Source organism: Planctomicrobium aquicomposti (assembly GCF_051466325.1).
Taxonomy (GTDB): domain Bacteria; phylum Planctomycetota; class Planctomycetia; order Planctomycetales; family Planctomycetaceae; genus Planctomicrobium.
Window position 1 is genome coordinate 2469567 of the sequence record NZ_CP195792.1, and the last position, 14235, is coordinate 2483801.

Genomic DNA, 14235 nt, shown 5'->3' on the forward strand with positions numbered 1-14235 from the left:
CATCGAGCCTGAACAGGGGCGCAGGCTCATGGGCCTGAGGCTCTGCTAGGGAGGAGCACCACCACTCACAAAAAAAGCCGCTTGCCCGTGAGGAGCAAACGGCTGAATCCATCGGCTCGTCAGTGAGCCGAGGCAAATGCTCGGGACAGGATTCGAACCTGCAAGCCCAGTTACGGGCACCAGCACCTCAAGCTGGCGCGTCTGCCAGTTTCGCCACCCGAGCGGTAGTCCGGTACTCTAATGGGGGACACGTGATGCAGCAACTCAGTTCGCCGCTGCGGAACGCGGAAAATTGCATTCTCATGTCCGGGGGGACTGCCGCAATGACCCCCACGTCCCCGTCAGGGTCGTAAATCCGTCAGCAGTCACATAATCCGCAGATGCTTCAGGACCTCTTCCGCAGACATCAGGTATCCGAGGTAGAATGGCCCGAACTCCGCATAACGGGCCGATGCCTCATCAAACCGCATTGTATAGACAATTTCCTTGATGTATTCCGGAGTCCGCCCCCACAGCGTGACACCCCATTCCCAGTCGTCGAAACCGGTTGACGCGGTAATCAACTGAGACACCTTGCCGGCGAACTTGATGCCGGACGTGGCGTGCTCCGCCATCAGCGCGGATCGGGCACTGAACGGCAGCTGATACCAGTTCGCCTGCGGATGCCGGATCTTGTTCATCGGATAGAAGCAGATCACCGGCCAGGCGGGGGCTTCCGGATACAACCGCTGCTGATTCATCATCGGCAACCGCTGTTCATAGGCCTTCACCTTGGCGGCATACGACGGATCATCAGGGGATGTCCCGGTCGCCTGCAGCTTTTCGGCGTACTGCTCCACCGTCGGGACGTATTCAGAGACCTCGGTAATCGAGACAAACGAATACGTCGGCTGCAGAGCGGCTCCCAGACGGGAGGCCCGCAGCCCCTGATGCACCGCATCGAGCTTGAGAGGATCCGGGTCAAGCAGCATCAGCCCCAGATCGGCCCGATGTCCCGAGACCGCGGAAACGAGCAGCCGCTGCGGTGCTCCTTCCCGTTCCGGATTCAGCAGGTCGATGACCTCCGCCGCCCCGGCTGCACGGTCCTCCGCAGACAGGGCAGCCAGAGCAGCCCGGTCCACGGAGTAATAAATGTGCAGGCAATGCCAGCCTTCCTGCAGACGAGTGGTCGGTTCTGGCAGGGGGGGAGCGGAATGTCCGGGGCGACTCATGACAGCCTTTCGAGCGGTCGCAGTCGGGATCTCCAACGTCGAAGGACGTCGAAATCAGCTCTTCAACAGGTCTCGCAGCACCTTGTGCAGAATGCCGCCGTTGCGGTAGTACTCGACTTCCACCGGGGTATCGATCCGGCAGGTGGTGACGAAGTGCACGTCTTCCCCGTTCGCACGGTGAGCGGTCACTTCCACAGCCTGTCCCGGCTTGAGGTCATCGTTCAGGGCGACGTCAAAGACCTCGGTGCCGTCGAACTCCAGCGCTTCGCGACTTTCACCAGGGCGGTACTGCAACGGCAGAATCCCCATCCCGATCAGGTTGGAACGGTGGATCCGCTCATAGCTTTCGGCGATGACCACCCGGATCCCCAGCTGCTGGGTTCCCTTGGCGGCCCAGTCGCGGGACGAACCGGTTCCGTATTCCTTACCGGCCAGAACAACGAGCGGCGTGTTGGTCTCCTTGTACTTCATCGCCACGTCGAAAATGGATCCCTGAGTGGCGGTCGGCAGGTGGACGCTGACGCCCCCTTCGGTCCCGGGAGCGAGCAGGTTCCGCAAGCGGATGTTGGCGAACGTTCCGCGGGTCATCACCCGATCGTTGCCGCGTCGGCTTCCGTAGCTGTTGAAGTCGACGGGGGGCACTCCATGCTCGATCAGGAATTTTCCTGCCGGGGAGTCTTTCTTGATGCTGCCGGCCGGGCTGATGTGGTCGGTCGTGCAGGAATCCCCCACGCTGACCAGCACCCGGGCCCCGGTCACCGACTGGATCGGGGACGGTGTCTTCGGGATGTCGACGAAGAACGGAGGCTCTTGAACGTAAGTGCTGTCTGCATCCCACTCGTAAAGGTCTCCCGTTCCGCTCTGAATCGCCTGCCACTGCTCGGGGCCTTCGGCCGCATGGGAGTATTCGCGGACGAACATCTCGGGATTCATGGCTGCGGCAACGGTGTCGGCAATTTCTTTCTGGCTGGGCCAGAGGTCTTTCAGATAGACCGGGTTCCCCTGCTGATCTTCCCCGATCGGTTCTTCGACGAGATCGATGTCGGTCGTTCCGGCGAGGGCATAGGCTACGACCAGCGGCGGGCTGGCGAGGTAGTTGGCCTTCACGTGCGGATTGACCCGTCCTTCGAAGTTCCGGTTGCCGGACAGGACCGAGCAGACCACCAGATCGTTCTCCTGAACGGCGTCGGCGATCGGGTCCGGCAGCGGACCGCTGTTACCGATACAGGTGGTGCAGCCATAGCCGACGGTCTGGAAGCCGAGTGCGTCGAGTGCTTCAGTCACACCGGCGCGCTTCAGATAGTCGGTGACGACGCGGCTTCCCGGAGCCAGTGAAGACTTCACCCACGGTTTCCGCTGGAGTCCCCGTTTAACGGCATTCCGGGCGACGAGTCCAGCCGCCATCATGACGCTGGGATTGCTGGTGTTGGTGCAGCTGGTGATGGCCGCAATGACCACGGCACCATGCTTCAGCTTGAACTGCTCTCCCTCGTATTCCACTTCCACGCCGTCGAGCCCCGGATCAGCAGACACTGCTGCTGCGGTCGCGAGCGCCGGGCCCCCTTCGTCGAGCATGGAGGCAGGAGTCGAATCGGCGGTGGGGGTCGATTTGCCGAACGTCGTCGACAGATCCTGCTCCCATTGGCTCTTCATGCCGGAGAGGAGGATGCGGTCCTGCGGACGCTTTGGCCCCGCCATCGAAGGTTCGACGTTCGCCAGATCGAGTTCCAGAGTGACGGTAAATTCCGGATCGGGAGTGTTTTCGGTCCGGAACATTCCCTGTTCCTTGTAGTAGCGTTCGACCAGATCGACCAGTTCCGGGCTGCGGCCGGTCCGTTCGAGGTAGCGGAGAGTTTCGGCGTCCACCGGGAAGAAGCCCATGGTCGCACCGTATTCCGGGGCCATGTTGGCGATGGTGGCGCGATCGGGCAGCGACATTCCCGCCAGTCCCGGACCGAAGAACTCCACGAACTTGCCGACCACACCCTGTCGTCGCAGCATCTGCGTCGCGGTCAGCACGAGGTCGGTCGCGGTGGAGCCTTCCGGCAGTTCCCCGGTCAGTTTGAAACCGACCACTTCCGGCAGCAGCATGTAAATCGGCTGGCCAAGCATTACCGCTTCCGCTTCGATCCCCCCCACACCCCAGCCGACAACCCCGAGGCCGTTGATCATGGTGGTGTGCGAGTCGGTCCCGACCAGTGAGTCCGGATAGGCGACGCCGTTACTCGTCAGCACCACGCTGGCGAGGTATTCCAGATTCACCTGATGCACGATCCCGGTGGCGGGAGGGACAACGCGGAAGTTCTGGAAGGCCTGCTGTCCCCACTTCAGGAACTGATAGCGTTCCTGATTCCGTTCGAACTCGCGATCGACGTTGATCTGCAGCGAATTGAAGGCGGCAAAGCTGTCGACCTGCACGCTGTGGTCGATCACCAGATCGCAGGGGACCAGCGGGTTGATCTTGCGCGGGTTCCCCCCCATGCGGACCATTGCCGCCCGCAACGCAGCGAGGTCGACCACGGCGGGAACGCCGGTGAAGTCCTGCAGCACGACCCGTCCGGGCATGAACGGGATTTCGGTGTTGGAGACCTGATGCGGAGACCAGTTCAGAATGTTCTGCACATCCTGGCGGCTGACGATGTAGTCATCGCAGTTGCGGAGCGCTGATTCCAGCAGCACGCGGATCGAGAACGGCAGCCGGGAGACTTCCCCGAGACCGGATTCGGTCAGTTTGTTCAGACGACTGATTTTGACGTCGCCCGCTTTGGTCTTGAGGACGGCTTCTGAACCGAACAAATTGGATGCGCTCATAATGGGGTTCAACTCCGGTGTGGCTGGATCGGGGCGTCGGGTGAGGACTCTCACGCTGCGGCCGCCCGGAAAATCAGGCTGCTGGGAGGGCAACCTGCGATCTCGCTCTCTTCGAATTCAGGGTGTCGGCACTATTTTGTCCGGTGTCGGAGCGGACTTCAAATCTGCTGAAAAAATGGTCAGTTTCCGGAACGAATCAACAACGTCTGATATCCCCCATCCGCGGGGGTTCCGGGCCAATGTTCACGGACGCTTTCGACCCGAAATTCGGGATGATCCGCCAGCACCGCGTGAACCACCCCTTCATTCTCGTCCTGATCGATGCTGCAGGTTGAATAGAGAATTTTTCCCCCCGGTTTGACGCGGGAAAGTGAGTCTCGCAGCAGCCGTTTTTGCAGGTCGACCAGTTCCGCCAGGGATGCCGGAACGAGTCGCCACCGGGCCTCGGCCCGTTTTCCCAGCACCCCGGTATTGGAGCAGGGGACATCCAGCAGGATGGCATCGAACGGTCCGGCGGGAAGATCTTCTCCTGACGGATGAATCTGCTGAACATGGACATTCTGCAACTTCAGTCTGGTCACATTCTCGTCGACCGAGCGGAGCCGGGCATCTGAAATGTCGCAGGCGATCACCTGTCCGCTGCCGCGCAGGCGTTCGGCCAGATGGGCGGTCTTCCCGCCGGGAGCAGAACAGACGTCGAGAATGGTGTCGCCCGGCTGGGGATCGAGCAGATCGACGGCGTTCATGGCCGATTCGTCCTGCACGCTGAACCAGCCCTCGCGAAACCCGGAAATATTGCCAACAACCGCGCTCCCCAGCAGGTTGATCGATTCCGGCAAGGGACCGGCGACAGCGGGAACGCCCGCCGCCTCCAGCACCTCCAGCATTTTCTCGCGCGTCGTCTGGAGAAGATTGACCCGCAGCGACATCCGCCCCTGCGTCGTCAGCCATAGACTGGTTCGCCGCAGCTTCTCGTTGTCCGCGAAGCGGGCGTGCCACCGATCGATCAGCCAGCGGGGGAGACTGGCGACTTCTGACAGCCAGGCCCGCGAATCGACGTGCGGGTCCGTAAAGACCGGACGTGCGAAACGGACCGCGCGAACGCTCCACTCCAGGCCCTGTAATTGAACCAGCGGAAGGAGATCTGCCCCATCGACCGATGGGCTCTCCGGCTGATCCGCACCGGCTTGAGTCAATTCCCGTTCCAGTGTCCGCAGGACACCGTTGATGAATGGTTTGGCGCGATCCTTCTTCACCAGATCGCACAGCTGCACTGTTTCATGAACCGCGGCATGGACCGGAATATGCGGCAGGCAGACAAGCTGGCAGCATCCCAGCCGCAGGAGCCACCACAACTCGTCTTCGACACTTTCGCGCGGACGCGAGACATATCTCGACAGGATCTTGTCGAGAGTCAAGCGACGACGGACCACTTCATTCGCCAGTTCGGTCGCCAATCGCCGTTCGCGCGGGTCGACCTGCCGGGCTTCGAAGAGTTCATCGAGAACCTTGGAAACGAAGGCGCCCCGCTGCTCAAAGGCCTGCAGCGCCAGAAACGCCAGCCAGCGCGCACTGGCCGCTGCGCCCGAAGGGGCTTTTGAACTGCGAGTCGACGATCGTCTGCGCGGCGACGTCATGTTTCGCCTCGACAGAGTTGATCCAGATCCGCGAAAAACTGAGGATACGTCTTGGACGTACAACCCGGGTCCGCGATCGAAATGCCCGGCGCCCGCAGCCCCAGCAGCGCGAAGCTCATCGCCATGCGGTGGTCGTCGTAGGTGTGGACGAGTGCCGGTTGTGGATTCCCGGGGTGAATCGTCATGCCGTCATCATGCTCTTCCGTGCGGATCCCGCAGCGATTGAGTTCCGTCACCACGGCAGCCACGCGGTCCGTTTCCTTGAGACGCATATGGGCGACGTTGCGGATGCGCGTCGGCCCACTGGCGAACGGAGCGACACAGGCCAAGGTCTGGGCGGTGTCACTGATGTCGTTCATATCGACGTCAATTCCCTGCAGCGCTCCCCCCCGCACCGTAATGGAATCGGATCTCCAGTCGACCGAGCAGCCCATCCGTTCGAGTGCGAGCACGAAACGAACATCCCCCTGCAGGGCCTCGCGATGCAGGCCGGTCACTGTGACTTCGCCTCCGGTGACCGCCGCTGCCGCAAAGAAATAGCTGGCGGCCGAGGCATCGGGTTCGATGTCATATTGCCGTCCGGTATAGGGATGGGACCGAACATGAAACACGTTGGGATGCGGCTCGCTGATGTGTGCCCCAAAGTCCTCCATCATCCGCAGCGTGATGTCCACATACGGGCGGGAGACCAGTTCTCCCAGCACTTCAATCGTGGCGTCGGACCAGGCCACCGGCGAGACCATGAGCAGGGCACTCAGGTACTGACTGGAAAGATTGCCGGCAACGTGCATCTTCCCGCCCGGGAGTCCCTGCGCGTTCACAATGACGGGCGGACAACCGTTGTCGAATTCGCAGACGATATCGAGCCCGACGCTGCGGAGCGTATTCACCAGTGGGGCGATGGGCCGCTCGCGCATCCGAGGATTGCCGTCGAGTCGATAATCGCCGTGCGCTGACGCGCAGAGCGCTGTCAGAAAACGGATACTGGTTCCGCTGTTTTCGCACCACAGGTCGGCGGTGTGGTTCGGCAATCGACCTTCGGTTCCAGGAATGACGATCGTCTGCTGTTCAAAATCAGTTTCAATCCCGACCCCCAACGCGGCGAGCCCGTCGGCCATGACCCTGGTGTCGACACTGTCGAGGACGCCGGTCAATCGGGTGGTCCCCCGAGCCAATGTCGCCAGAATCATTGCCCGGTTCGTAATGCTTTTGGATCCGGGAGGCCGGATTGTTCCCTGAATCGGCTTCGAAACAGGTGTCATCTGCAGAGAGGTCATTGCGTTCTGACGTTCTAACGCGACAAGGGACGAAGGGCAGGGTTCACGACGGGTGGAATTCAGCACAAAAACTCATCTTACGGGAGAAACCGCGACTTGTCGTGCGACTGCAGCCAGCGGCTGGGCTCGGTTCTTCCGGCTCGACGGCAGGACCACGATCCGACGGCGTGCCTGTCACGCACTTCCGGTTTATTGCAGCTGGACTCTGAGGATCAACACGCCTGTCATTTCCCCCCAAAAATCAGGCCGCGTCATAGCAGAATCGCTGCCTCATTCAAGCGGGAAAGCCTGAATCATTCACACTTTCCAACGAAGCGGCACATTTGAGACTGGATCGCGATGAATCCCCTGAAAACATTGAGTTTTCACTCTCGCGTTTCCGACGGGGGTTCGACAGAATCACCCGAGCGAAGAAATTTTTCGAGACACCCTGGCCTGACCCCGACCGATCCATTCCCGCGCTGAACCAGTTCGGCAACCGTTCGGATTTTGTCAGCCTCCGCGACCAGCACACGAGCCGGATCATGAATAATATTGTCTGTTTCATTCTGGGAGGGGGGAAAGGGACTCGTCTGGTCCCGCTTACCGCCGAGCGGTCGAAACCGGCTGTCCCGCTGGGCTGTAAGTACCGGCTCATTGATATTCCCATCTCCAACTGCATCAACAGTGGAATCCGCCGGATTTACCTGCTGACCCAGTTCAATTCGGTCAGCCTCCACCGACACATCCGACAGACCTACAATTTCGATCCTTTCTTCGGGGGATTTGTCGAGATTCTGGCCGCGCAGCAGACAAATGACGGCGCGGACTGGTATCAGGGGACAGCCGATGCCGTTCGCAAACAGCTCCGCTATCTGCAGCAGCCCGGCGTCGATTACGTCTTGATCCTCTCGGGTGACCAGCTGTACCGGATGGACTTCGACAAGATGCTGCAGACGCATCTCGACCATCAGGCCGATGTGACCATTGCCGCCCTGCCCATTTCCCAGGAAAAGGCGGGATCATTCGGGATCATGCGGCTGGGGGAAAACGGCCGTGTGAATGGCTTTCTGGAGAAGCCGAAGACCTCCAAGGAACTCGCCCAGTTCGAAACCGATCCGGCCTGGATCGAGGCGCAGGGGGTTCCCAGCGGCGGCCGGAATTACCTGGCCAGCATGGGTATTTACCTGTTCAACCGCGATGTCCTTGTGGAATCGCTGGACAAGACGAACTATCAGGACTTCGGTAAAGAGGTGTTTCCCGCCTCGATCCGCGCCAAGCATGTGCAGGTGCACCTGTTTGACGGATACTGGGAAGACATCGGAACGATCAAGGCCTTCTACGAGGCCAATCTCGATCTGCGTCTCGCGAATCCCCCGTTCAAGCTCGATTGTCCGACAGCACCGATTTTCACCCGGCCCCGCTGGTTGCCGCCGACCCGGATCGATGGCGCTCAGGTGACAAATAGCCTTCTCTCGGATGGATGCGTCCTCGAACCCGGGGTCGTGGTCGACAATAGCCTCGTCGGCCTGCGCAGCGTGATTGGCGAAAACGCCACCATTCGCCACTCCGTCCTGATGGGAGCTGATTTCTATCAGGGAGACAAACGGGCCACGCACGCTGATCCCACCGCCCCGCCGCTCGGGATCGGCGCCGGCTCCACAATCGAAGGAGCCATCGTCGACAAAAATGCCCGCATTGGCCGTAACGTCGTGGTCCGTTCGCCTTTGGCCAACCCACCGGACGGCCGCTGCGGGCCGATCGTCGTTCGTGACGGAGTGATCGTCATTCCCCGCGATGCGGTTCTGCCCGACGGGTGGAAGATGGACAAGATTGAACCCTGCCAGTTTTAGCGCAGGTTGCTCTTTTCAGCCCCCGCGCAGCAAGCGATCCGTATGCTGAAACGCTTGCTTCCGCGAGGGGAACGCCCAGACTGATTACCGGCGATGCCGTCGGGAACGGGACGGCTTCGGTTTGGAACTCTTCGATTTGCGAGAAGTTCTTCCCCGGGGCGCATCGGCCCGACGATGATCTCCCTCGCCGTTCTCGCGCCCCCGGGATTTTGAGCGCGAACTGGCGGTGACCAGCTGGAAGTTCAGCTCTCGTCGATCGACATCGACATGCGCGACTTCCACCTTCACCTGATCTCCCAGCCGAAACTGATGCCCGGTGCTGCGGGAGATCAGCGCCATCGCTGTCCGGTCGAAGTCGTAATCGTGCTTGGGAAGAGCGCTGATATGGACGAGCCCTTCCGCCGGAATCTCGACACCCCTGCAGAAGAAACCGAACCGGTCCACGCCCGTGATGGTGGCGTGCATCTGTTCGCCCACCCGTGATTCCAGATACGACAGCAGTTTGATTTTCGTCAACTCCCGCTCTGCCCGTTCTGCGCGGCGTTCCGTGGTCGAGCAGTGTCGTCCCAGCCGCAGCAGTTCTTCCATCCCCGGGCCGGCCGCTGCCTTGTTGCCCGTCAGTAACGACAGCATCTGGCGGTGAATCAGCAGATCGGGATAGCGTCGAATGGGACTGGTGAAGTGGCAGTAGTGCTCTTCCGCCAACGCGTAATGACCAAGGACCACCGGCGAATACTCGGCCTGCTTCAGGCTCCTCAGCAAGGCAAAGTTGATGGGGTGTTCTTCCGGCTGGCCTTTGACCCGCTCCAGGAGCTGCTGCAGATCGCGGCGACTCTGCACCTTCTTCATCGGGTAGCCGAGAATGGCGGCAAACGCGGCCAGTGCCGTCAGTTTCTGCAATGCGGGCTCACCATGTACGCGTCGCATCAGGGCTTGCCCCCGATCATTCAACTCCACCGCTACGGCGACATTGGCGGCCAGCATGAATTCCTCAATGATCTGATGACTTTCATCGTGCACCGTCTCATGAGCCCCGGTCACTTTCCCTTCCTTGTCAAGATCGAGCTTCACCTCGGGCATATCCAGTTCGAGTGCCCCGTGAGCGAAACGCCGTCGTCGCAGAATCATCGCCAGTTCGTGCATGTCGCAGAGCAGCTTGCGAATTTTGGCCGGCACTGATTTTCCTGCGGCGGTCTGCACAGCTTTCCCATCGTTCGCCTGTGAGGCAGTCACGATCGGCATCACCTCTTCATAGGCAAAGCGGCGATTCACCCTGATCGCCGATCGGGCGAAACGGGACGAGATCGGAATCCCTTCCGCGGAGAATTCCATAAAGGCGGACATCGTGTAGCGAAGCCGATCCTGCTGCAGAGAGGCCAGACCGTTCGAGATGATCTCCGGCAGCATGGGGATCACTTTGCTCGGCAGATAGACGCTGTTTCCCCGCTTCTGTGCCTCGCGATCCAGCTCGGTTCCCGGTTGCACAAAATGCGAAACGTCCGCAATGTGAACCCCCAGATGCCAGTGTCCGTTAGCCCAGCGTTCCAGCGAGATGGCATCATCAAAGTCGCGGGCATCGACGGGATCGATCGTCACTATCAGCATCCCCGTCAGGTCTTCACGCCCCTCTTCAATCTCCTCGCGGAAGTTTTCCGCTTCCAGTCGGGCTGCCGCGAGAACCGGCTCGGGAAACTCGTCCGGAATCCCGAACTCGTGGATGATCATCTGGGTGTCGACGCCCGGTTCACCGCGGGGCCCGAGGACTTTTGTCAGAACCCCCTCGCCAACCTGCCCGACGGCGGGAAACCGCAGCATTTCCACCACGACCTTGTCGCCGTCCTGAGCCCCTTTCGCCCCGGGATCACCCACGGAGATCGGTTCGCGATAATCTTTGCCGTCGATCCGGACCCAGCCCTGGTCCCCTTCTTCGAAGTAGGTGCCGACAAAAACGTTTGTCGCCCGCTCGACAACCTCCACGACGTACCCGCAACGCTGTCCCCCCGCCCGGCGGCGTTTGGTCAACTTGATCTGCACTTCATCGCCGCTCTGGGCATCACGCAGATCGTTTCGATCGACGAAAACGTCTCCCGGGAGGTCCGTCGGCTTGGGGTCATGCAGGATGACGAAGCCATCGCCACTGGAAATCTTTCGCAGGATTCCGAGATACACATCCGCGGGTCGCCGGGCCTGAATCCGCCCGGAGGTGGTCAGTCGAATGTCCCCGGCTGCAATCGCCCCCTGCAATGCTTCCTCGAACGCGGGCATCTTCTTTTTGGTGACGCCCAGTTTTTTCGCCAGCACCTTCGGCTTCATCGCCTGATAGGCAGGGGCCTGGACGAACTTGGCGATTTCGGATCGCAGACGGGACATGAAGACTCCACGAGCAAGAGTTCACTGCCGGGATGGCCAAGCCCCGACAGGCGAGGCAACAGCTTCGTTCAAGCTTATCAGGTCGCGTCAATGCAAACACACCCGACCAGAAATGGCCGGGTGTGCGAGTTTTCGAAGTTCGGGAAGCCCGTTTGATCATTCCTTGCGGAAGAAATCGCTGGGGCCCTTGTGGGTGTAGTACGGATAAACGACCGCTCCGCCGACCGCTCCCTGAGCCGGATAGACCAGGTCATTGGGACGCTTGTAAGAGTACGAATAGCCGTGCTTGGGATACCAGTTCAGATCGTTGCCGTTGCCGCAGCTCCGGCAGCCGTGCGGGCAGCCCCCATTGTTGGGGCAATTTCCGTGGGGGCAGTTGCCGTAATATTCACCACCTGCTGCACCCGCCCCACCCGGAGGACAGGCTTGACCACCGCGTGCCGGTGCGTACTGACCGACGTTTCCATTGTGGTAGGTTGTGGTTGTATTGTGATGCTCGTGATAGCAGTCGACCGCTTCATCCACCACGGCCCGAATCGGCTGATGGCCATGGCTGTAGGTCACGCCGGCACTGGGGACCAGTTCCGGGTTCTGGCCACGGGCGACAGTATTCATCGAAGTACAGCCGGCAGCGCTGAAAGAGGCCAGCAGGCACGCGGTCAGCATGTGTAAATTCAATCGCGTCATGTCTTTGTCCCCAAAGTCCCTGTGCGGTGGACTGCCCGGAGCCTCGGCCCGAACAGGCGGTATGCGACCGCTGCGGACATCGCCGCCCCTTCATCCCCCTGCGGAACGCATCACCCGATACGCTTCCGTCAACCGCTCGTCCCCCCCCTGTGGGGCTCTGCGGATTCCCTGTCGTTCGTTATCGGCATTTTGCACGACAAAATGCGAACAATCCGTGAGAAACGATAATTCGGCCCCTTCGGAAAAATTCGACGATCTTGCAGGATTCGCCCAGTCGGAATAGAGTACGGCGACGGCGTCTTTCACGCAGTTTGACCGTTATGGATTACGGTAAGTCCGCTCCTCCCGGGGCGGTTCTGTGAGCCGATTCGAGAATGCAAGCAGGGAGTGTGCGCGTGTTTGTTGCCGCTTCAACCAGGTGTTTTGCCGAACTGGATTTCTGGGAAGCTCTGAATCAGATCATCGACCTTGAGTTCGATAAGGTTGAGCTCTGGATTGACGAAAACGGAGCCCTGAAACCAGAAGAGATTCTGACAAATCCGGATGATTTTACCGCCCGCATCCGGGAACAGACCCGACTTTCGCCCGTCGCCTTTACTCTGGCTCACGACCTGGATCGGGCCTCGTTTCAGGGACTGTGTCGCGTCGCGAAGTCCCTGCGCATCACCCAGATCGTGCTCCCCTCGTCACCGCTGGGGACACCATTCAATTCGGAAATTGACCGCCTCCGCGATCTGGTCAAGTTTGCTTTGACCGACGGGATTCGTGTCGCCATTAAAACTCAGGCCGGACGGCTTTCGGGTGACCCGCACACAGCCGTCGAACTCTGCCAAGCTGTGGAAAAACTCGGGTTGGCCTTCGATCCCAGTTATTTCCTCGACGAAAAAACCGTCGACGCCATTCTCGATCTGGTTTCGCCCTACACCTTACACGTGCATCTACGTGATTCCACGCGGGAACAGTTGCAGGTTCAGGTCGGACTGGGGGAGGTCGACTACAGCAAACTCATCACGCAGCTGGAACGTCGTCGCTACACGCGAGCTCTCTCCGTCGAGATCCTCCCCGAGTTGATGCCGCTGGATCAACGTCCGCTTGAGCTGCGGAAGTTGAGAATGCTCATCGACTCCTTGCTGTAAGCCGAATGAAGTCCCTTCCACAGGCATCTGCCACTGAAACCGGTTGGAAAGCAGACGCGTGAAAGACCCACGGATTGAGCGGTTGGCCGATCTCCTGATTTCTCACAGTTGCGCCCTCAAGGCGGGAGAGCGGGTGCTGATCGAGGCCTTCGATCTGCCGGAACCGGATCTCGTCTGCAGACTGGTGGAAAAGGCGGCTGCCGCGGGAGCCCAGGCGTTCGTCTCCTGGAAGAACAATACGATTCTGCGGTCGCTGTACCAGTCGGCCACGCGGGAAGCGCTGCAACTGACGGGCGAACTCGAAGCAGCCGCCATGGCAAAGATGGATGCCTACATTGGCATCCGTGGCACGTCCAACAGTGAAGAGCTGTCGGACGTCCCCGGCTCGCAGCTGGATCTGGTCCAGTCCTGCATCTGGCAACCGGTCCACATTAACCTGCGGGTGGCGAAGACCAAGTGGGTTGTGCTCCGCTATCCCACCGCTTCGTTCGCACAGGCCGCCCGAATGAGCACCGCCGCGTTCGAAGACTTTTACTTCGAGGTCTGCACCGCCGACTATAAGTTGATGGCTCAGAATCAGGAGCCCCTCAAGCGCCGGATGGAAGCGGCGGATCGCATCCACATCAAGTCACCCGACACCGATCTCCAGTTTTCCGTCAAGGACATTCCGGTCGTCACCTGCAATGGCCGGCGCAATATCCCTGACGGTGAAGTCTTCACTGCCCCGGTGCGGGACAGTGTGAACGGCATTATCACCTATAACGCGCCGTCGCGGTATCAGGGAGTCATCTTCGAGCGGGTCTGCTTCGAGTTCAAGAACGGCAAGATCGTGAATGCCACCTGCCAGGGCGAGACTCGGCGCCTCAACGAGATTCTCGATGCCGATGAAGGGGCCCGCTACATCGGCGAGTGGTCGCTGGGATGCAACAACAACGTCAAGCGGCCGATGCTCGACACGCTGTTCGACGAGAAGATCGGCGGGTCGCTGCATTTCACCCCGGGAAATGCTTATGCCACGGCAGACAACGGCAACCGCAGCCAGGTCCACTGGGATCTGGTGCTGATCCAGACCCCCGCGTATGGGGGAGGCGAGGTCTGGTTCGATGGTGAACTGGTTCGCAAAGATGGCCGCTTTCTTCCTGAAGACCTGGTGCCGCTCAACGTGGGCCTCGACGCCTGACCGACCCGCGGGAGGTTTCGGTTCTTGAACGGGACCTTGTTGCTTCGTCCGCGCTGACCGCAGCCGTCCACTTCCGCAGAAGAGCAGGAAATCC

At 60.3% G+C, this 14235-nt stretch carries 9 protein-coding genes and 1 tRNA gene; 3 read left to right on the forward strand and 7 right to left on the reverse strand.

What is annotated here, in order from left to right; all coding sequences use genetic code 11:
- Positions 1-137 precede the first annotated feature (137 nt).
- The 5 genes from SH664x_RS09530 to aroA all read right to left on the reverse strand — a co-directional run bounded on the left by SH664x_RS09530 (position 138) and on the right by aroA (position 6921).
- Positions 138-223: transfer RNA gene (locus SH664x_RS09530), tRNA-Leu, on the reverse strand.
- A gap of 142 nt (positions 224-365) precedes the next feature.
- Positions 366-1211, reverse strand: coding sequence for a hydrogen peroxide-dependent heme synthase (hemQ, locus tag SH664x_RS09535; RefSeq protein WP_437206985.1), 846 nt, complete (start codon positions 1209-1211; stop codon positions 366-368).
- A gap of 54 nt (positions 1212-1265) precedes the next feature.
- Positions 1266-4022, reverse strand: a complete 2757-nt coding sequence (acnA, locus tag SH664x_RS09540; RefSeq protein WP_437206986.1) for an aconitate hydratase AcnA — start codon at positions 4020-4022, stop codon at positions 1266-1268.
- A 179-nt stretch (positions 4023-4201) separates the two neighbouring features.
- The gene (locus tag SH664x_RS09545) at positions 4202-5659 is read right to left on the reverse strand and encodes a transcription antitermination factor NusB (protein ID WP_437206988.1); all 1458 of its coding nucleotides are present in this window, start codon (positions 5657-5659) and stop codon (positions 4202-4204) included.
- A complete protein-coding gene (gene aroA / locus SH664x_RS09550; protein WP_437206990.1) occupies positions 5656-6921 on the reverse strand; it encodes a 3-phosphoshikimate 1-carboxyvinyltransferase in 1266 nt (421 codons plus the stop codon). Before aroA ends, SH664x_RS09545 begins: the two co-directional genes overlap by 4 nt.
- 539 nt (positions 6922-7460) lie before the next feature.
- Between aroA and SH664x_RS09555 the strand changes: the two genes are divergently transcribed.
- A complete protein-coding gene (locus tag SH664x_RS09555) occupies positions 7461-8768 on the forward strand; it encodes a glucose-1-phosphate adenylyltransferase (RefSeq protein WP_437206992.1) in 1308 nt (435 codons plus the stop codon).
- An 84-nt stretch (positions 8769-8852) separates the two neighbouring features.
- Here SH664x_RS09555 and rnr read toward each other — a convergent pair whose 3' ends face one another.
- Both rnr and SH664x_RS09565 read right to left on the reverse strand, forming a co-directional pair.
- Complete coding sequence (rnr, locus tag SH664x_RS09560) at positions 8853-11138, reverse strand: ribonuclease R (RefSeq protein ID WP_437206994.1); 2286 nt, start codon at positions 11136-11138, stop codon at positions 8853-8855.
- 156 nt (positions 11139-11294) lie between these two features.
- On the reverse strand, positions 11295-11825 hold the full coding sequence (locus SH664x_RS09565) for a hypothetical protein (RefSeq protein ID WP_437206995.1): 531 nt from the start codon (positions 11823-11825) through the stop codon (positions 11295-11297).
- A 395-nt stretch (positions 11826-12220) separates the two neighbouring features.
- Here SH664x_RS09565 and SH664x_RS09570 point away from each other — a divergent pair, with 395 nt between their 5' ends.
- Both SH664x_RS09570 and SH664x_RS09575 read left to right on the forward strand, forming a co-directional pair.
- Complete coding sequence (locus SH664x_RS09570) at positions 12221-12961, forward strand: sugar phosphate isomerase/epimerase family protein (protein ID WP_437206996.1); 741 nt, start codon at positions 12221-12223, stop codon at positions 12959-12961.
- 58 nt (positions 12962-13019) lie between these two features.
- Complete coding sequence (locus SH664x_RS09575) at positions 13020-14141, forward strand: aminopeptidase (protein WP_437206999.1); 1122 nt, start codon at positions 13020-13022, stop codon at positions 14139-14141.
- Positions 14142-14235: the final 94 nt, after the last annotated feature.